Source organism: Devosia sp. A16, from assembly GCF_001402915.1.
Classification (GTDB): Bacteria; Pseudomonadota; Alphaproteobacteria; order Rhizobiales; family Devosiaceae; genus Devosia_A.
Genome location: NZ_CP012945.1, coordinates 68,247 through 88,041, shown reverse-complemented (window position 1 = coordinate 88,041; position 19,795 = coordinate 68,247). Strand labels below are relative to the sequence as shown.

Sequence of the window (19,795 nt, the reverse complement as noted above, 5' to 3'; positions counted from 1 at the left end):
GCGAGTCGCAGCAAGGTCCGCCGAGCAGCTGCCGGGACCCCTCAACTTCATGCTTAACGTAACCCTACCAAGCCGTTAGGCCGGCTTGCAAATTGCCATCACGTTAACGGTTTCAAGGGCATTGTTAGGGTCTGGTTAACGAATTGGCGACTAATACTGGTCTCACACGCCACTCATGGGGCCATCATGACCATCAACCTCACCATTCCGGACATTCAAGAACTGAAGCCCCGCATCACCGTATTCGGTGTCGGCGGCGCCGGCGGCAACGCGGTCAACAACATGATCGCCTCGGGCCTGTCTGGAGTGGACTTCGTCTGCGCCAACACCGACGCACAGGCCCTGGCCCTCTCCAGCGCGCAGCGGATCATCCAGTTGGGCGTCTCGGTTACCGAGGGGCTCGGCGCCGGTTCGCACCCGGAAGTGGGCAGGGCGGCCGCCGAGGAAAGCTACGACGAGATCAATGATCACCTGAGCGGCGCTCACATGGTGTTCATCACTGCGGGCATGGGTGGCGGCACCGGCACCGGCGCGGCGCCGGTAGTGGCCCGTGCGGCTCGCGAGCAGGGCATCCTGACGGTCGGTGTGGTCACCAAGCCGTTCCAGTTCGAAGGCAACCGCCGTTCGCGCCTCGCCGAAGACGGCATCGACGAGTTGCACAGGCACGTCGACACGCTGATCGTGATCCCGAACCAGAACCTGTTCCGGGTCGCCAACGAGAAGACCACCTTTGCAGACGCCTTCAAGATGGCGGATCAGGTGCTCTATTCCGGCGTCGCCTGCATCACCGACCTGATGGTCAAGGAAGGCCTGATCAACCTCGACTTCGCCGACGTACGCGCCGTGATGCGCGGCATGGGCAAGGCCATGATGGGGACGGGCGAGGCCTCCGGCGAGGATCGTGCGCGGCATGCGGCCGAGGCGGCGATCGCCAACCCGCTGCTCGACGATGTATCGATGCAGGGCGCGCGCGGCCTCCTGATCTCGATCACCGGCGGTCCGGACCTTACCCTCTACGAAGTGGACGAGGCGGCGAGCCGCATCCGTGAGGAAGTCGACTCGGATGCCAACATCATCCTGGGTGCGACCTTCGATCCGGACATGACCGGCACGATCCGTGTCTCGGTCGTCGCCACCGGCACCGATGCTACGATGGTTCAGGCGCTCGAGCCGATGAAGGCCAACCCGTCGCGCCAGCCTCTGCAGGCAGCGGTGATGCGCCAGGCCATGCCGGAGCGCGCTCCGGTGGTCGAGGCGCAGGCTGAGCCGGAATTCGAGACTCAGGTCGAGCAGGCTGTGGCCGAGGCGATCTCCTACGCCGAGCCGAGCTACCAGGAATACCAGGAAGACGACGGCATCACCGTCGAGCCCTATATCCCGCAGGCCAGCCACACGCAGCTCGAGGAAGCGCCGCGACTCATCGAGGCGCCGATTCCCAGTGCCTATGTGCCTTCGAGCGCCGAGCGGCCGGACGGTCAGCGCCGCATGCCGCGCACCGAGGAGTTCCCGGCTGTTGCAAGGCAGTCACTGAGCGCGCAAGAAAAGCAGGAGCCGGAGCCGCGCAACGCGCGTGCCCTGTTCAAGCGCCTCGCCTCCAACGTGGGCATTAGCCTTAAGTCGAATGAAGCCGCGCGGGCCGAACCGGCGGTCGAGCCGAGCGCCGACGACGCTGCCGCGCGCAGCGCCATCGAGGCCGGAGGCGCCCGGAATGCGCGGGTTTCGGCTAGCGCCGAGGGCGCCCGGGGCAATGCCGACCAGTATGGTCGCGCACCCGTGCAGCCGGCTCAGAAAGAGCACATCGAGATCCCTGCCTTCCTCCGCAAGCACGGCTAACAGCCGCGGGGGAAAGCCCGAATACACGTCCCCGGCGCGGCTTCCGCGCCGGGATTTTATTGTCTATGACTGCACCGGGTCGCAGACGGGGCTGGAGTCCTTAAAGCATGCATAAACTTTCGGCGCGGCAGCGTACTTTGGCCGATGCGCTCGAATTCAGCGGTATCGGGGTTCACTCCGGCGCTCCTGTTACCCTCACGCTCGAGCCTGCCGCGCCCGACAGCGGTTATACGGTGACGCGCCTGCTCGATGACGGCCGCCGCATCGGCCCGGTGCCGGTGCACTTCTCGCGCGTGACGCGCACGACGCTGTGCACGACGCTGGATCTGGGCGACAGCGTATCGGTGGCAACCGTCGAGCACGTGGTTTCCGCGCTCTCCGGCATGGGCGTGGACAATGCCCACATGGTGCTGACTGGCGCCGAATGCCCGATCATCGACGGCAGCGCCTGGCCGTTCGTGCAGGGCATCCAGCAGGTCGGCCTGATGGTGCAGCCGGCGCCGCGCCGCTACATCAAGATCATGCGCCAGGTGCTGGTGCGCAACAACGAGGCGTCCGCCGCGCTCGAGCCGTATAACGGCCGCATGCTGGACCTCGAGATCGATTTCGACAGCCGCGTCATCGGCCGGCAGCGGATGATCTTCGACTGGACCCCGCGCAAGTATTACGACGACGTCTCACGCGCCCGCACCTTCGGCTTCGTGCGTGACGCCAAGATTCTCCGCCAGGCCGGCTATGCGCTCGGCTCCTCGATGGAAAATTCGATCACCGTGCACGAGGATCGGATTCTCAATCCGGGTGGCCTGCGCTACGAAGACGAGTTCGTCCGTCACAAGCTGCTCGACGCCATCGGCGATCTGGCGCTGTGCGGGCTGCCGATCTACGGGCGGTTCCGTTCTTACAAGGGTGGTCACGCGCTCAATGCGCTGGTCCTGCATGGCCTGTTCGCCAGCGAGGCCAATTACGAGATCGTCACCGCCGATCAGTTGCCCGTTGCCTTCGATGCACTCGATGACATGCCCGACGGGCTCAACGTTCAGTCCTATCTGCGCTCGGTTGGTTGACAGGCCGCGCCACAGTTTTGATCTTTTTTGTCAGTAGTCCGCCTGCCACTTCAGGGTAGTGCGTCAATGGGATGGGGCAGGTCGTGACGATCTCTCAGCATGCAGGTATTTCGAGCCGGTTCGCGCGTTTCGTGCTGATGGGCGCTGTCGTGGTGATGCTCGCCGGCTGCAACCTGTTCGGTCAGCCCAAGATCAAGGAAGAGGCGATCGTGCCGCCCGAGACCCTGTACCAGCAGGCGCTCGACGACATGGACAAGCAGCGCTACGTCACAGCGGTCAAGACGCTGGAAAAGCTCGAGCGCCAGCATCCGTTCTCGGAATTCAACGAGAAGGCCAAGCTGATGCAGGTCTTCGGCAACTATCGCATCGGCAAGTTCGACGAAGCGATTCTCGCCGCCGACCGCTACATGGCGCTCTACCCGGGATCGAAGGAACTGCCCTACGTGCTCTATCTCAAGGGCAATTCCTATTTCGGGCAGATCAAGGACATCACCCGCGATCAGCAGATCTCGAAGAACGCCATCGAGACCTACTCGATGATCATCGCCAACTATCCTGACAGCAAGTACGCCAAGGATGCGCAGGAAAAGCTGGTGGTCAGCGTCGACCAGCTTGCCGGCAAGGAGATGTCGGTGGGTCGCTACTATCTGGGCAACGGCAACTATCCGGCGGCGATCAACCGCTTCCGCGTCGTCGCCGAGCAGTTCCAGACGTCGACTCACATCGAAGAGGCGCTGTATCGCCTGACCGAGGCGAACCTGGCGCTCGGCCTCATCTCCGAGGCACAGACCGCCGCCGCCGTGCTCGGCCACAACTATCCGCAGAGCAGCTGGTACAAGCAGGCGTTCGACCTGTTGGCCAAGCAGGGGATCACCCCGCAGGTGAACGCCGACAGCAGCCTTGCCAAGCTCAAGAAGAGCTGACCGGAAGCAACAAATCTGTTGCCTGTTTGTTCTCCTTTCGGCTAGGCTGTATCGCGCGAGTTTGTTCGGCCTCGTCCGGCCGGTCGACCACCGAGGGGCCACTCCCGAATGCTCAATGCGCTTTCGGTTCGAAACATCGTTCTGATCGACCAGCTCGATCTCACGCTCGAAGACGGTCTCACCGCACTGACCGGTGAGACCGGCGCCGGCAAATCCATTCTGCTCGATGCACTGACCTTGGCGCTTGGCGGCCGCGGCGACGCTTCGCTGGTCAGGGCAGGGGCCGATAGCGGGCAGGTGGTGGCAGTGCTGCAACTGCCGCGGCATCACCCGGCGCGCGAGGCGCTGCGCGAAAATGCCATCGCCGATGACGAGGACATCATCCTGCGCCGTGTGCAGCTGGCCGACGGCCGCACCCGCGCCTTCATCAACGACCAGCCGGTTTCCGCCGGACTGCTGCAGGCGGTCGGCCGGCTTATCGTCGAAATTCACGGCCAGCATGACGATCGTGCGCTGATCGACGTTGCGACCCATCGCGCGGCGCTCGATGCGTTCGGCGGACACGAGTCGATGGTCAGCGCCGTGTGGAACACCTACGAGGCGCTGGTGGAGGCCGAAGCCGCCGTCGCTGGGCAGCGCGCTGTGATCGCGGAGGCGACTGCCCGTGAGGAATATGCGCGCCATGTTGTTGCCGAGCTGGGCGAGATGCACCTGGAGGCAGGCGAGGAGGAAGTGCTCGCCGAGCGCCGGCAGCGCCTGATGACGCTGGAGAAGGCCGCCGAGGAAGTCCGCGACGCCGACGAGATTCTCAACGGCCCGACGGCTCCCGGCCCGGTGCTTGCCGGGCTGATGCGACGGCTGGTGCGCAAGGCCGATGCCGGCGCCGCGGTATTTCAGCCGATCGTCGAGGCGCTCGATGCGACGCTGGTATCGCTCGATGTCACGTCCGACGCGCTCGAGGTGCTGAAGCGCGACATGGCGTTCGACCCGGCAGACCTCGAGAAGGTCGAAGAGCGACTGTTTGCGCTCCGCGCCGCCGCCCGCAAGCATCACACCACCTGCGATGGGCTCGCCGAGGTGCTGGCCAAGTACCAGAACGATCTCGACATGCTGCAAAGCGGCGAGCAATCGCTGAGGGCGCTGGAGCTTGCGGCAGAGGCCGCTCGCCGGGCTTATTCTGCTGCCGCAGCGGCGCTCAGCGCGGCGCGCGAGAAGGCTGCCCTCGCCCTCACCAAGGCCGTGGAGGCCGAACTGCCCGATCTAAAGCTGGGGGCGGCCAGGTTCATCGTCGACCGGCAGGTCGATCCGGAGCGTGTCGCCGCCTCCGGCCACGACCAGATCGCTTTCCACGTGCAGACCAACCCGGGTACGCAGCCGGGACCAATTCTCAAGGTGGCGTCGGGCGGCGAACTCAGCCGGTTCCTTCTGGCGCTGAAGGTCGTGCTGGCTGATCGAGGTTCGGCGCCGGTGCTGATATTCGACGAAATCGACACCGGGGTCGGTGGCGCCGTCGCGGATGCCATCGGCCGCAGGCTGGCGCGGTTGGCCGGCAAGGTGCAGGTGCTCACCGTCACCCATGCGCCGCAGGTGGCGGCACGGGCCCAGAGCCATCTGCTGATCGAGAAACAGGCGATCGAAGAGGGGGCGTTCGTGCGCACGCATGTGCGCCGCCTCGACGGCAAGGCGCGGCAGGAAGAGGTGGCGCGCATGCTGGCGGGCGCCAAGGTCACCGATGAGGCGCGCGCCGCCGCCGGGAAGTTGATTTCGGAGGTATCGTGAGCGAGGCGGAACGGGAGATCGAGAGCTTCTCCGAGGCGGAGGCCAAGGCGGAGCTTCAGCGGCTGCACGAGGCGCTGAGCGCTGCGGACCGCGCCTATTTCGAGAACGACGCCCCTGACATCACCGACGCCGAGTATGACGCGATGAAACGCCGCTACCAGGCGTTCGAGATCGCGTTCCCGGAGCTGAAACGGGCCGACAGCCTCAGCGACAAGGTTGCGGGCGCCCCCGTCGAGGGGTTCTCGAAGGTCCGGCATGCCGTGCCGATGCTCAGCCTGGCCAAGGCCTATACCGACGAGGACGTGGTCGACTTCATCGAGCGCGGACGGCGCTTCTTCGAGCGCGACAAGGATCTGAAGTTGGTCTTTACCGCCGAGCCGAAGATCGACGGGCTGTCGGCTTCGCTGCGCTACGAGAAGGGCGTGTTCGTGCAGGGCGCGACGCGCGGTGACGGCACGGTGGGCGAGGACATCACCGCCAACCTCAGAACCATCGCGGATATCCCGCACAAGCTCAGGGGCACGGGTTGGCCTGAGAGCATCGAGATTCGCGGTGAGGTCTATATGACCATGGCCGAGTTCGAGGCGCTGAAGGCGCGGTCGGCGGCGGTCGGCGGGCAGGAGTATGTCAACCCGCGCAATACCGCGGCCGGTTCGCTCCGGCAGAAGGACCCCCAGATCACCGCCAGCCGCAACCTCAAGTTCTTTGCCTATGCGTGGGGCGCCACCTCGGCGGAACCGGCGGCGACCCAGTACGAGGCGGTGCAGAGGTTCGGCGAGTGGGGCTTCGCCATCAGCCCGCTGATGGTGCGTGCCAGCTCGATCGAAGAACTGATCGGCCAGTACAAGAAGATCGAGGAACTGCGCTCCTCGCTCGGCTACGACATCGACGGAGTGGTCTACAAGGTCGACAACCTGGAGCTGCAGCGCCGCTGGGGCTTTTCCAGCGGTGAGCCCAGGTGGGCGGTGGCGCACAAGTTCCCGGCCGAGCAGGCCTTCACCACGGTTCGCGCCATCGACATCCAGGTCGGACGGACCGGGACGCTGGCACCGGTAGCGCGTCTCGCGCCGGTCGGCGTCGGCGGCGTCGTGGTGGAGAACGTGACGCTCCACAACGAAGACTACATCGCCGGCATCGACTCCACGGGCGCTCCGATCCGCGGCGACGAACCGATCGACGTGCGCATCGGCGATACGGTGGTGATCCAGCGGGCCGGCGATGTGATTCCGCAGATCGTCCGGGTGGTGCTGGACAAGCGTCCGGCCGATGCTGTGCCTTACGTGTTTCCGCATGTCTGCCCGGTCTGCGGTTCACCGGCGACGCGCGAACTCAACGAGAAGACCGGCAAGGAGGATTCGCGCCGCCGCTGCACCGGCGAGCTGATCTGCGCCGCGCAGGCAGTCGAGCGGCTGCGCCATTTCGTGTCCCGCGGCGCGATGGATATCGAAGGGTTGGGGGCGGAGAACATCGACCTGTTCTTCAACTCCGGTCTGGTCAAGACCGCTGCCGACATCTTCACCCTGCGCGATCGCCGACCGGCGGTGCAGCAGGCGTTTGCGGCGCGGCGCGACGAGCAGGCGCGGCTGCGCGAGCAAGCCTCGGGCAAGACCCGCAAGAACGCCCGCAGTGTCGAGGATCGGAGTTTCGAAGGACTCGAGAAGCTGTTCGACGCCATTGACGCCAGGCGTGAGCCGGAGCTCGATCGGTTCATCTTCGCGCTCGGTATCCGCCATATCGGCGAGACGACGGCGGCTGTGCTGGCCAAGACCTTCTCGACCATCGAGGAAGTGATCCGGGTGGGCAAGGAAACGGCGGCCCATGCCGACGATCCGCACTCGGTCTTTCCGTCGGTTGACGGCATCGGCGACACCGTGATCGAGGCGTTGATCGATTTCTTCGGCAACGAGCGCAACGACGAGGTTCTCGAGGCACTGCTGCGGCAGGTGCGACCGAGGCCCTACGTCGTCACCGTCTCGGCCACCAGCGAGGTGGTGGGCAAGACCGTGGTGTTCACGGGCAGCCTCGAGAAGCTGACGCGCGGCGAAGCCAAGGCGATGGCGGAGCGATTGGGCGCCAAGGTGGCGGGCTCGGTTTCGAAGAATACCGACATTCTCGTCGCCGGTCCCGGCGCCGGCTCCAAGCTCAAGGACGCGCAGGCGCTCGGCATCCTTATTCTCGACGAAGATCAATGGCTTGAGTTGGCGGCCAAATAGCCAAGCTGTCGGATATGCCGCCGGTTCGTGAACCGGTGGCGCACCCGGACAATCTGTATGTCGCGCTATCGAAGCGAAGGGTCTCGGGACTCATGCCGAAGGCGCTCGAAGGGAGAACCAGGATGCTGAAACTGGCGACTGTCATGCTATGCGCGGCGCTGTCCTTGCCGGCGCTGGCTGGCGAAGCGGGCGACGTCACACGCAAGCATCTGTACGCCGGCACGATCGGGGAGGGGCTCACCGAGCTCAAACCCTACTACGAGCGGCAGGACCTCGAAGGGCGCTTCGGCGTGGGGCTGCTCAGCTTCATCCAGGGTGTCGAGCATTTCGCCCAGGGGCTTTATCGCCACGGCTTTGCGTCGCCCGACGCCGGTCCGATCATGGGGGCGCCACTGGCCATGCCGGTGCCGGTGAACCCCAATCCCGAACCGCTCGACTACGACAAGTTTCGCGCCATCCTGCAACTGCTGGTCGACGACATGGACGCAGCGCGCGATGCGCTGCTGACCGCCGGCGAAACCGGCGACTATGTCGTACCGGTCGAAGTGCTGAAGGTGCGGATCGACCTCGACGGTGACGGCAAGGGCAGCGAAACCGAGAGCGTCGGCAATGTGCTCAAGGCCATGTTCGGTGCTGCCACGGTGCCCGGCCCCACCGACGCCGGGGCGCCGGCTCCCACGCCGCCAATACCGCCCGATTCCACCATCGGCTTCGACCGGGCCGACGCGATCTGGCTCGCGGGCTACACGCAGATACTGGCGGCACAGGCGGACTTCCTCCTCGCGCATGACTTCCGGGCGTTGTTCGACACCACGTTCCACCGGCTGTTCCCGCGCGCCGGGTTGCCGATGCAGGCCTATACGAGCTCCACCGGTACGCTGATGCTCGACCCCGAGTCCGATAACGCCATCGCCGATGCGCTGGCAGCTATCCACCACCTCAACTGGCCGGTGACCGATGCCGATCGACTGAAGCGCGTGCTGGCGCGGTTCAAGGACGTCACTGCGCTCTCGCGGCGCAACTGGGAAGCGATCCTCGCCGAGACGGATGACAACCGCGAGTTGCTGCCGAGCCCCAGGCAGACCGGAATCACGCCGGAAGCCAGGATCACCGATGCGCAGGTGAAGGCCTGGATGGCGACCCTCGACACTGCGGACCTGATTCTCGACGGCAAGCTGCTGCTGCCGCACTGGCGCTTCCAGAAGGGTTTCGACCTGAAGGCCTATTTCGAGGGCGCCAAGAAGACCGACCTGGTGATGCTGATCACCGGCTACGATGCGCTCCCCTTCCTCAAGGACGGCCCGATTGCCAGCGCCCAGTCGTTTGCCGAGGCCAATGCAGTGTTCGGCGATGCGCTGATCGGCTACGCCTTCTGGTTCAACTGAGGGGGCTTGCCATGCGCCTGCTGATCGCCGCCGCTGCATTGGTGCTGCTGGGGCAGCCGACATTCGCGCAATCGTTCACCGATCCCAGAGCGCTGCTCGAGGCGCTGTATGCGGGCTACATGCCGCCCAACGACTATCCTCCCGACGAAGCGCCGCTGCAGAGCGATCGGCTCAACGGGCTGTTCGAGAAGGACCGGCAGGAGTCCAATGGCGAGATCGGCCGCATCGACTTCGCTCCCTACATCAACGGGCAGGACTACCAGATCAGCGATCTGGTCATTGGCGAGCCCTATACGGCCGGCGGCAGGGCGGTGGTGAAGGTGACGTTCCGCAATTTCGACACGCCACAGGAACTCGGCTTCCTGCTCGTCAACGAGGACGGCTGGAAGATCGACGACGTGTGGGGCGGCAGCGCCGATTACAGCTACGACCTGCTCGATATCCTGCAGTCGCCGCTGCCTTGATTGCGGCACGGCGCAGCCCTCAATGCGCCCGAACCGCTTGCTAGGCGGGGCCCCTCGCAACCGGGACACGGCAGTCATGCGTCGCATCATTGCAAGCCTTCTACTGATCATCGGCCTTTCGGGCGCAGCGAGCGCCTATGACAATCCCAAGGCGCTGGTCGAGGCGATCTACCAGCCCTACAGCGCCGGCCAGAAGCATAAGGGCGGCCTCGAGAAGTTCTACTCGGCGCGCCTCAAGGATCTCTACGCCGCCAATGTGGAGCGCCAGGGTGTCGACCAGAGGGGCGCGGCGGTCGATCCCGATGCGCCCGACATGCTGGCGTTCGACCCGTTTATCGAGGGACAGAACTCATTGCTGCTCGACCTTGTCGTCGGCGAACCGGTGCTGAACGGCGACCGCGCCGTCGCTACGGTCAGCTTTCACAACTTCGACCACATGAGCCTGATCAGCATCGCCATGGTGCGCGAAGCCGATGGCTGGAAGGTAGACGACGTCGCCTCGCTCGCCGGCAGCCAGAACTGGATGCTGTCCTGGCTGCTGCAGTACGATCCGTTCAGCGTGAACTGAGGGGACATGGGCGCTGAGCCCGCTCACAATGTCGCAGTTGTCGCCTCTCTCCCCTCAAGGGGAGCGAAAACTCGGTGAGGGGCCTCAGATCTCCCGCGTCGCATCCTTCAGCCAGGCCTTGGCATCTCCCTTGAGCTGCGGGCCGATCTCCTTGAACACCCGCTTGTGGTAAGCGTTGAGCCAGGCCTTCTCCGGCCCGCTCAGCTGCGTTTCGTCGATCAGCCTGAGGTCGATCGGGGCGAGGGTCAGGGTCTCGAACTCGAGGAACTTGCCCTCGCCGCCGACGCTGCTTTCCTGAACCACGAGCAGGTTCTCGATGCGGATGCCGTAGGCGCCGGCCTTGTAGTAGCCCGGCTCGTTCGAGGTGATCATGCCCGCCTCGAACGGCACCGAGTAGCGGCTCGAAATGCCGATCGGCCCTTCATGCACGGAGAGGAAGGCGCCGACGCCGTGGCCGGTGCCGTGGTTGTAGTTGACCCCGTCTTCCCACAGGAACTGGCGCGCCAGCACATCGAGCTGGGCGCCGGTGGTGCCCTTGGGGAAGCGGCTCATCGAGATCGCCATCATGCCGCGCAGCACGCGGGTGAAGCGGTCTTTCTGCTCGGCCGTCGCTTTGCCGGTGAACATGGTGCGGGTGATGTCGGTGGTGCCCGACAGATACTGCGCGCCGGAATCGACCAGCATCAGTTCACCCGGCTTCAGCTGCCTGTTGGTCTTCTCGTCGACCCGGTAGTGGATGATTGCGCCGTTCGGGCCGGCACCCGAGATGGTGTCGAAGCTGACATCGACCAGCCCGGATTCCTCGCGCCGGAAGCTCTCGAGTGCGGTGGCGATGCCGATTTCGTCCAGCTTGCCCTTGGGCGCCTCCTGGTCGAACCAATGGAGGAAGCGCGCCATGGCAATGCCATCGAGCTTGTGCGCCTCGCGCATGCCGGCAAGCTCGGCCTCGTTCTTTCGCGCCTTGGGCAGCAGCACGGGGTCGCGCCGCTCGATCAATGTCGCTTCGCTGACGCCGCTGATCGCGTTGGCGACTGCCACCGGCACGGTTGCCGGGTCGAGCATCACCCGCTTGTCGCCGGCGCCGAGTTTTCGCAGGGCGGCGACCATGGTGGCGACATCGGCGACCTTGGCCAGCCCCTCGAGGCCATGGCGCAGCTCGGGCGTGATCTTCTCCTTGTTGAAGAACAGCGTCGGCATGCCGGATTTCGGCACCAGCGCAAAGCACAGCACGACCGGCACATGCGGCACGTCGCGACCGCGCAGGTTGAACAGCCAGTTGATCGATTCCGGCACGGTCAACACCAGGGCGTCGGCATTGTCCTCGCCCATGGTGGCTCGAATCTCTGCCAGCTTGTCGGGCGCGGTCTTGCCGGCGCGGTTATGGCCGAGGAACTCGATCGCGGCATTTGGCGGAAGAGGGCGGTCCTTCCAGGTCTGGTCGACGAGGTTGACCACCGGCACCAGCGTCGCCTTGCCGCTCAACTTTTTCTCGAGGTCGGCAAGCTCGCTCGGTGTGTGCAGCCATGGATCGAAGCCCAGTTTGCCGCCCTTGGGCACGAAATCGGCGAGCTTCGGCGACAGTCCGCCCTGGCTGGCTTCCAGCACGGTGATGAGCCTGGTGTCGGTCTCGGCGGGCGCCTGCAGGGTATATCGGCCATCGACGAACAGCGCGGCTTTCCTTGCGCCGATGATGGCGAGGCCGGCCGAACCGGTAAAGCTGGTGACGTAGGCGAGGCGCGCCTCGCTATCGGGGACCATCTCGCCGCGATGCGCATCGGTGCGCGGCACCAGGAACGCATCGACGCCGGCCTCCCGCATCGCGGCGCGCAGCGCCTTGAGGCGCGGCGCCACGGTCTTGGGGTCGGTGCGGATATCGAAGCTCTGGTAGACGGTGGGGGCGAAGTCGCTGTCGGTCATGATGATTTGCCGGAGAATGGAATGGTGCGGACCCTAACAGAGGCTCCGTCGCTTCCCAAGCGGGGCACGCTGTTCATCCGCGGTTCAGCACCGGGAGGGCATTGCAGCCGGGCTGAGGGTCGGAAGCGATTCACCAGCCGTTAAGCCGCCTTGCACAATTGGCATGGCTGCCTTTCGCAACAACGACTTACCCGCGGGCTTCGTCCGCACTACATACCGAGCGTCGAGAGAAGCTCGACTGAATTGAAGGAACCGGGAGAACAAGATGCCCGAGAGCAAGAACGATTTCCGCAAGGCGCTCGGCAGCGTCATCGAAGCGCGGGGCCGCGAGGCCACCCGCAGCGTCGGTCGCAGCCGTGAACACCTGCTGCTCGGCGCGCTGACCAAGCGCCCGAACTAACACCGACGCGCGTCAGCGCGGGGTCTGGACTATCTGTTTTGATGAGTCCCCGGATCGAAAGGTCCGGGGACTTTGCTTTTGGCGCGATACCGCTGGCAGACGGCCCCCTCCCATCCTCCCCCATAAAGGGGGAGGTGCTCCGCTGGTTCATTGGGCACGATCGTAGACGGAGTCTCGGCTCTTCACCTCCCCCTTTATGGGGGAGGCCGGGAGGGGGCCGTCTCTTTCGGTCAGGGAAAACTAGTCAGCAGGACCAGCCAGCAGCAGCTCACACCCGCTCCAGCACCAGCGTCGTCCATTCCTTCTTGACGATCCGCTGGCGCAGTACAATTCCCTGCTGCGAGTAGGCCGAGATCACCCGATTGGCCTGGGTGTTGAGGATGCCCGAGAGGATCACCGTGGCACCGATGGCAGTGACCTTGCGCATGCCGGGCGCCAGCGCGACCAGCGGACCGGCGAGGATATTGGCGACCACCATATCGTAGGGCGCGCCGGCGGCGATCTGGCGGTGATCCAGCCCGGTTGCTTCGAAGGCGATGATGTAGCGCCCGACGCCGTTGTCCCGGGCATTCTCCACCGTGGTGGTCACGGCGATCGGGTCGATGTCGCTCGCCAGCACGGGCAGATGGGTGCGCTTGGCGAGCGCGATGGCGAGAATCCCCGTACCTGTGCCGACATCCAGCATGGCGCGGAAGCGCTTGCGCTTCAGTGCGCGGTCGATGGCCTCGAGGCAGCCGGTGGTGGTCTCGTGATGGCCGGTACCGAAGGCCTGCGCGGCGTCGATGCGGATGGCGGTCAGGCCCGGCGGGGGTGGGTTTTCCTCATGGCTGCCGTGCACATAGAAGCCGCCGGCCACCACGGGCTGCAGTCCCTCCAGCGATTTTGCCACCCAGTTGACGGTCGGATCGATCGCCTCGACCGCAAAACTCACATTGCCGCCCAGCGTCTCGCGCGCGATCTGGTTGAAGGCTTCGACATCCGGCTCGCTGTCGCAGGTTGCCTCGAATACCCACTCGCCGGTCTCCTCGTTCTCATGCGCCGAAGCAGTGATGGCGATGTCCTCACGGGCCATCACGGCATCGACCAGCGCATAGGCCTGGTCCTTGGTCAGCGGGGTGGAGAGTTGCGAGAGCGTCATCGGGGAATGTCCTGTTCGCCGCTGTTTCGGGGCAGCGGCGCAGTAAGTCAATGGCTGGCCGCATCAAGCGTCAAGCTGCGGCTTCGGCGTGCTGCAGCGACAGGCTGGCCCAGACCGGCAGATGGTCCGAGCCGGTGCGCGCCAGGGCGGTGCGGTGCACCCCGGCCGATTCCAGCTTGAAATCCCGGCTGGTGATGATGCGGTCGAGCTGCAGCATCGGCCGACGCGAGTGAAAGCTCGGCCCCAGCGGGATGACGTCATGGTGCCGCGCGAAGGCCAAGAGGCACTTGCCGTCCTCGGCCCACTGGTTGAGATCGCCCATGATCACGGTCGGCATGTGCTGCTCGAGCTTTTCGAGGTGAGTGACGATCGCGTCGGCCTGCTTCATCCTCGAGTTGCCCAGCAACCCCAGGTGCATGCCGACAACACGCATCGCGGTGGTGCCCATCACCACGTCGGCCATCACGGCGCCGCGCGGCTCGAACGCCGGGAGTTCGATGCGCTGGGGGTTGCGAACCTCGATGCCCTTCTTCACCAGCAGCACGTTGCCGTGCCAGCCCAGGCTCTGCTCGCGGATGCCGAAGCGGACCGGCATGTAGTTGGTGTAGTCGACGATCAGGTCGGGGGAGAGCGTCGTGGCGCGTTCGCCAAAACGCCGATCCACTTCCTGCAACGCGACGATGTCCGCATCGATCTCGGCGAGAATCTTCATGATGCGGTCGGGTTGCCGGCGCCTGTCGGTGCCGATGCTCTTTCGGATGTTGTACGAGGCGACTTTGATCATTGGTCCTGGGACGTCAGCAGAAAGAAGGGCACGGGTCTAGAGGATAGGCGAGAGCAGGCGGGCGGCCTGCGAGATGAAGCGGGGGATCGGATGGCGCTTGAGCACCTCATCCTTGGTCACCTGGCGGCAATTGGCGAAGTCGGTTTCCAGCATCTTCTCCACCGCTGTGATGACGCCGGGGTCGGGCATCCATACGGTCATCTCGAAATTGATGGCGAACGAGCGATTGTCGAAGTTCACCGTGCCGACGGAGGCGATCCTGTCATCCATCAGCAGCACCTTCTGGTGCAGAAAGCCCTTCTGGTAACGGTAGATGGCGATATCGTGTTCCACCATGGCGTCGGCATGGGCGTTGCTGGCGAGCCAGACCAGCAGGTGGTCGGGCTTGGCCGGCAGCATGATGCGCACATCGACGCCGCGAAGGATCGCCGCATAGAGCGCGGTCCGCATGTCGGTGTCCGGCACGAAGTAGGGGCTGACGATCCAGAGCCGCTGCCGCGCCTGGCCGATCACGTCGGCGAAGGCAATGGCGCAAGCTTCGAGCTTGTCGGCGGGACCGGTGGCCATCACCAGCGCCGAGACATGTCCCGGCTCGTCCACCGGATGGGGCGGGGGCAGGTTGAGGACCTCGCCGGTGGCCCAGAGCCAATCCTCCTGGAAGATGAGCGCTACCGAAGAAGCCGCCGGCCCCTCGAGCTTGAGCTGCGTATCACGCCAGTCGCCGAAGCGCTCGTCTTCGCCCAGGTACTCGACCCCGATATTGGCGCCACCGGTCCAGGCGACCTTGCCGTCGACCACGACGGATTTCCGGTGGTTTCGATAGTTGATCCGCATCGGCCCAAACAGCCTGAGGAAGCGGTGACGATGGTTGAAGCCGAAGATCTTGATGCCTTCGGCCCACATCCGGTCCTTGTATTCGCGGGACAAGCCACTGCTGCCGACATCGTCGTAGAGCATGTAGACCGCCACTCCAGCGCGTGCCCGCTCCATCAGCGCGGCAGCCAGCCGATGGCCCAGCGCATCGGCCTTGAGGATGTAGAACTGCACCAGAATGTAGGTCTTGGCCGCGGCGATGCCCTCGAAGATCGATTCGAACGTCGCTTCGCCATCGACCAGCAGCTCCGCCGCGTTGCCGGCGAGAAACGGCATGCCGGCGGCGCGGCGCTGCACCGGCCACTGTGCTCCGGCCTCGCGATCGATCACCGCCAGATCCTCGCTGCGGATCAGCCGCGAGGCGCGCACCTGCATGCGGGTCTGGGCATAGCTGTCAAAGTGCTTCCAGCCGAAGACGAGGTAGAAGATGGTGGTGGGGAAGGGCAGAAAGGCCAGCGATACCAGCCAGGCGATCGAGCCCTGCGAGGTCCGGGACGCGCTGATTTCGCGCACCGCGCAAATGAGCGCCACGGCGTAGAAGCCGGCGAGCACCATCGCGATGATCGGAATGCTCTCGACGACGGTCTCGACCGCTTCACTCATGTCGATGACGCCGTTCATTGCCGCTCCGCTGCTCCGCCTTAGACTAATAGCCGATGCACGGGGAACGACCAGAGCCGAGTTCCGTGCGCAAGATGGTTGCGCGCCGCAGCGAACCTCCGCAAAACTAGCAGCCGGACCTTTCCGGTCCGCCTTCCCGTGTTCGAAAGTCCGCCAGTGTCGCCGCAACCGTCAATGCTCCGTCAGAACGCCATGACGGGAATTGCGTTCAAGCTGAGCTCGGTGTGCGTTTTCCTCGGCATGTCGAGCCTGCTCAAGGCGTCCGAGGGCGTGCCGTCCGGGCAACTGGTGTTCTTCCGTTCCTTCTTCGCCATCGTCCCCATCATCGCCTACCTGATCTGGAAGGGCGAACTCGGGGTGGGGCTCAAGACCAGGCACCCGGTAAGTCATCTGCTGCGCGGCCTCGTCGGCACCGGCGGCATGATGACCGGCTTCTTCGCGCTCACCCAATTGCCCTTGGCCGAAGCGATCACCATCAGTTACGCGACGCCGCTGCTCATCGTGGTGTTCAGCGCCATCTTCTACCATGAGCAGGTCCGGCTCTACCGCTGGAGTGCCGTGCTCGTCGGGCTGGTCGGCGTCATCATCATCATCTGGCCGCGCCTGACGGTGTTTTCCGGCGGCATTGCCGACATGAGCGGCGCAACGCTAGGGGCCGTGTCCGCGCTGGTAGCTGCCGGCTTTGCCGCCACGGCCATGGTGCTGGTCCGCAAGCTGGTGGAGACCGAGCGCTCGGCCACCATCGTCCTCTATTTCTCGCTGACCTCGTCGGTGTTTGGCCTCGCTACGCTGCCATTCGGCTGGGTGATGCCGACGACGGAGCAGTTCGCCCTCCTGGTCGGGGCCGGCATCTTCGGCGGCATCGGGCAGATCCTCCTCACCGAATCCTACCGCCACGCCGATATGTCAGTGGTGGCGCCGTTCGAATATGCCTCGCTGATCCTCTCGGTGCTGATCGGCTACCTGATTTTCCACGATGTGCCGACCGTCGAGATGCTGGTCGGAGGCGTCATCGTCGTCGGCTCGGGCCTTTTCATCATCTACCGCGAGCACAAGCTGGGGCTCGAACGGAAGAAGGCGAGCGAGATCACCCCGCCGCAGTAACCCGCTTGGGCAAAGTATCTGCTCTGGAGCGATGCCTCGGGAAGGCCTCCTCACCCGAGGAGGAGGTGAAGTTGGAGCGCGATCATGCCACACGGACACCTCTCCCTCTGGGGGAGAGGTCGGCGCCTAGCGCCTGATGAGGGGCCTTATGCAGCCGAACCCTCACGAGTGCACATGATCATCGCCGAAGACGGCCACCCGGTTGATCAGAAGCGCGGTCCACTGTGGTGCGGCGACTACGGCTTCTGCACGAAGCTTTCGAGCACTTTCTTCCTGCCGGCCTTTTCGAACTCGATGGTCAGCTTGTTGCCTTCGATCTGGTCGATGCGGCCGTAGCCGAATTTCAGGTGGAAGACGCGCTCGCCGACATCGTATTTCGAGCCGCGGCCGTCATCGACCGAGCGGGCCACGAGGTCGCCGTCGATGGTGATCGGGCCGGCCGACTTGCGGCTCGAGGCCTGGGCGCGGGCGCGCTGCCAGCCGGGAGTCTCGTAAAGCGAATCGAACGGGTCGCGGGTATCGAAGCGCCCCGAGGCGCGCCCACCATAGCCGTAGCCGCCATAGGCCGAGCCGGTGTCCTTGACCTCGACCGCTGCCGCCGGCAGCTCGTCGAGGAAACGGGACGGGATCGCCGATTGCCAGAGGCCGTGGGTCAGCCGGTTCTGCGCCACCGAGACGCGCAGACGCTTGCGGGCTCGGGTGAGGCCGACATAGGCCAGCCGGCGCTCCTCTTCGAGCCCGGCGCGGCCGAGCTCATCGAGGGTGCGCTGGCTGGGGAACAGGCCTTCCTCCCAGCCGGGGAGGAACACCGTCTCGAACTCCAGCCCTTTGGCGGAGTGGAGCGTCATGATCGACACGGCGTCATCGGCTTCGCCGGTATCGCGGTCCATCACCAGCGAGACGTGTTCGAGGAAGCCGCCCAGCGAGTCGAACTCTTCCATGGAGTTGACCAGTTCCTTCAGGTTCTCCAGCCGGCCTTCCGCCTCGGCGGATTTGTCGTTCTGCCACATCTCGGTATAGCCGGACTCGTCCAGCACCTGGCGGGCGAGATCGGCATGCGAGGTGTGGCGGCGGATGATGCCGGGCGCCAGCTCCTCTTCTTCGACGGCGTCTTCCGGGGGGAGGGCCTGGGCCCGCCGCGCCCAGTCGTCGAACTGTTCCATAAGCTGGCGCAAGGTGGTGCGCTGCTTGGGCTTGAGCTCTTCGGTCTGCACCAGCGCGCGCACAGCGGTGGTAAGTGACGTGCCCTGGCGCCGCGCCGCGTCGTAGAGGATCTGCAGGGTCGAGTCGCCCAGCCCGCGTTTGGGCGTGTTGACGATGCGTTCGAAGGCGAGATCGTCGTTCGGGTTGAACACCAGCCGCAGGTAAGCCAAGGCGTCGCGGATTTCCTTGCGCTCGTAGAAGCGCGGGCCGCCGATGACGCGATAGTTGAGCCCCAGCGTGATGAAGCGCTCTTCGAAGGCGCGCATCTGATGAGAAGCGCGCACCAGGATCGCCATCGAGTTCAGTGCCTCGCCCTGGCGCTGGAACTGCTCGATCTCCTCGCCGACCTGCCGGGCTTCCTCGTCGGAATCCCAGACCGAGGTGACCATCACCAGTTCGCCAGGTTCGCCTACATCGGTCTGCAGCGTCTTGCCCAGCCGGCTTTCATTGTTCGCGATGAGGTGCGAGGCGGCTTTGAGGATGTTGGAGGTCGAGCGGTAGTTGCGCTCGAGCCGGATCACCTTGGCGCCCGGGAAATCCTTCTCGAAGCGGAGGATGTTGTCGACCTCGGCGCCGCGCCAGCCATAGATCGACTGGTCGTCGTCGCCGACGACGCAGATATTGGCCTCCGACGCGGGCTTGCCCTGGGCGAGCAGGCGCAGCCACAGATACTGGGCGACGTTCGAATCCTGGTATTCGTCGACGAGGATGTACTTGAAGCGCCGGTGGTACTCGGCCAGCACATCCGGGTTCTCACGGAACAGCTTGATGCACAGCAGCAGCAGGTCGCCGAAATCGGTGGCGTTCAGCGTTCTCAGCCGATCCTGGTATTGCTGGTAAAGATCGGGGACGCGGCCGTTGGCAAAGGCCGAGCGGTCGGCCATCGACACATCGCCGGGCAATTGGCCGCGGTTCTTCCAGTTGTCCATCATCCCGGCGAACTGCCGGGCCGGCCAGCGCTTCTCGTCGATGTTGGCGGCTTCCAAGAGCTGCTTGATCAACCGGATCTGGTCGTCGGTATCGAGAATGGTGAAGTCGGAGCGCAGCCCCACCAGTTCGGCATGCCGGCGCAAGAGGCGCGCGCCGATCGAGTGGAAGGTGCCGAGCCAGGGCATGCCCTCGACGCCCGCGCCGACCAGCGCGCCGATGCGCTCCTTCATCTCGCGGGCCGCCTTGTTGGTGAAGGTCACCGACAGGATCTCCGACGGCCAGGCTTTGCGCGAGTTGAGGATATGGGCAATGCGGGTGGTGAGGACCCGGGTCTTGCCGGTGCCGGCGCCGGCGAGCACCAGCAGCGGACCCTCGGTGCTGAGCACAGCGTCGCGCTGCTCCTCGTTGAGCCCCTTCAGATAGTCAGGCGTCGCTGCTCCCCGGCCAAACTGGCTGGTGATCGAGCCCGCCTGCGGGCGGTCGAGGCGCTGCGGTTCTGCTGCCATCAGGGAAACGACGAATCCTGTTTCGTTCTCATTGCTAGATATAGGCAGTGCGAGGCCGGATGTATATGCGGCGGGGGCCTGTCACAGATC

At 64.9% G+C, this 19,795-nt stretch carries 15 protein-coding genes; 10 read left to right on the top strand and 5 right to left on the bottom strand.

The window, feature by feature from the left end:
* Nucleotides 1-186 precede the first annotated feature (186 nt).
* The 8 genes from ftsZ to APS40_RS00360 all read left to right on the top strand — a co-directional run bounded on the left by ftsZ (nt 187) and on the right by APS40_RS00360 (nt 10,229).
* Nucleotides 187-1,833 carry a cell division protein FtsZ gene (ftsZ, locus tag APS40_RS00395; protein ID WP_055045177.1) on the top strand — a complete coding sequence of 549 codons (1,647 nt, stop codon included), beginning with the start codon at nt 187-189 and terminating at the stop codon, nt 1,831-1,833.
* A 107-nt stretch (nt 1,834-1,940) separates the two neighbouring features.
* A complete protein-coding gene (gene lpxC, locus APS40_RS00390; protein ID WP_082434096.1) occupies nt 1,941-2,897 on the top strand; it encodes a UDP-3-O-acyl-N-acetylglucosamine deacetylase in 957 nt (318 codons plus the stop codon).
* 83 nt (nt 2,898-2,980) lie between these two features.
* Nucleotides 2,981-3,820: an outer membrane protein assembly factor BamD gene (locus APS40_RS00385; protein WP_197279401.1), complete on the top strand. Its 840-nt coding sequence runs from the start codon at nt 2,981-2,983 to the stop codon at nt 3,818-3,820.
* Nucleotides 3,821-3,928: 108 nt separating this feature from the next.
* The gene (recN, locus tag APS40_RS00380) at nt 3,929-5,599 is read left to right on the top strand and encodes a DNA repair protein RecN (RefSeq protein WP_055045175.1); all 1,671 of its coding nucleotides are present in this window, start codon (nt 3,929-3,931) and stop codon (nt 5,597-5,599) included.
* On the top strand, nt 5,596-7,812 hold the full coding sequence (gene ligA / locus APS40_RS00375; protein ID WP_055045174.1) for an NAD-dependent DNA ligase LigA: 2,217 nt from the start codon (nt 5,596-5,598) through the stop codon (nt 7,810-7,812). Before recN ends, ligA begins: the two co-directional genes overlap by 4 nt.
* 122 nt (nt 7,813-7,934) lie before the next feature.
* On the top strand, nt 7,935-9,197 hold the full coding sequence (locus APS40_RS00370; RefSeq protein ID WP_055045173.1) for a hypothetical protein: 1,263 nt from the start codon (nt 7,935-7,937) through the stop codon (nt 9,195-9,197).
* Nucleotides 9,198-9,208: 11 nt separating this feature from the next.
* Entirely contained in the window at nt 9,209-9,661 is a 453-nt protein-coding gene (locus APS40_RS00365; RefSeq protein WP_055045172.1) for a DUF3828 domain-containing protein, read from the top strand.
* A gap of 76 nt (nt 9,662-9,737) precedes the next feature.
* Nucleotides 9,738-10,229: a hypothetical protein gene (locus tag APS40_RS00360; RefSeq protein WP_055045171.1), complete on the top strand. Its 492-nt coding sequence runs from the start codon at nt 9,738-9,740 to the stop codon at nt 10,227-10,229.
* An 84-nt stretch (nt 10,230-10,313) separates the two neighbouring features.
* Here APS40_RS00360 and APS40_RS00355 read toward each other — a convergent pair whose 3' ends face one another.
* Nucleotides 10,314-12,146 (bottom strand): aminopeptidase P family protein, encoded by a 1,833-nt coding sequence (locus APS40_RS00355; RefSeq protein ID WP_055045170.1) that lies wholly within the window; start codon nt 12,144-12,146, stop codon nt 10,314-10,316.
* Between the two features lie 265 nt (nt 12,147-12,411).
* On the opposite strand from APS40_RS00355, the gene APS40_RS25440 reads away from it, so the two are divergent.
* Complete coding sequence (locus tag APS40_RS25440) at nt 12,412-12,546, top strand: hypothetical protein (RefSeq protein ID WP_257720968.1); 135 nt, start codon at nt 12,412-12,414, stop codon at nt 12,544-12,546.
* Nucleotides 12,547-12,814: 268 nt separating this feature from the next.
* Here the strand turns inward: APS40_RS25440 and APS40_RS00350 are convergent, their stop codons facing one another.
* From APS40_RS00350 to cls, 3 genes are all read right to left on the bottom strand, one after another.
* Nucleotides 12,815-13,684, bottom strand: coding sequence for a 50S ribosomal protein L11 methyltransferase (locus APS40_RS00350; RefSeq protein WP_055045169.1), 870 nt, complete (start codon nt 13,682-13,684; stop codon nt 12,815-12,817).
* A gap of 70 nt (nt 13,685-13,754) precedes the next feature.
* Nucleotides 13,755-14,468: an endonuclease/exonuclease/phosphatase family protein gene (locus APS40_RS00345; RefSeq protein WP_055045168.1), complete on the bottom strand. Its 714-nt coding sequence runs from the start codon at nt 14,466-14,468 to the stop codon at nt 13,755-13,757.
* Between the two features lie 36 nt (nt 14,469-14,504).
* Nucleotides 14,505-15,962 carry a cardiolipin synthase gene (cls, locus tag APS40_RS00340; RefSeq protein ID WP_055045167.1) on the bottom strand — a complete coding sequence of 486 codons (1,458 nt, stop codon included), beginning with the start codon at nt 15,960-15,962 and terminating at the stop codon, nt 14,505-14,507.
* Between the two features lie 174 nt (nt 15,963-16,136).
* On the opposite strand from cls, the gene APS40_RS00335 reads away from it, so the two are divergent.
* The gene (locus APS40_RS00335) at nt 16,137-17,066 is read left to right on the top strand and encodes a DMT family transporter (protein ID WP_055045166.1); all 930 of its coding nucleotides are present in this window, start codon (nt 16,137-16,139) and stop codon (nt 17,064-17,066) included.
* Between the two features lie 236 nt (nt 17,067-17,302).
* Here APS40_RS00335 and APS40_RS00330 read toward each other — a convergent pair whose 3' ends face one another.
* The gene (locus tag APS40_RS00330; RefSeq protein WP_055045165.1) at nt 17,303-19,705 is read right to left on the bottom strand and encodes an ATP-dependent helicase; all 2,403 of its coding nucleotides are present in this window, start codon (nt 19,703-19,705) and stop codon (nt 17,303-17,305) included.
* Nucleotides 19,706-19,795 lie beyond the last annotated feature (90 nt).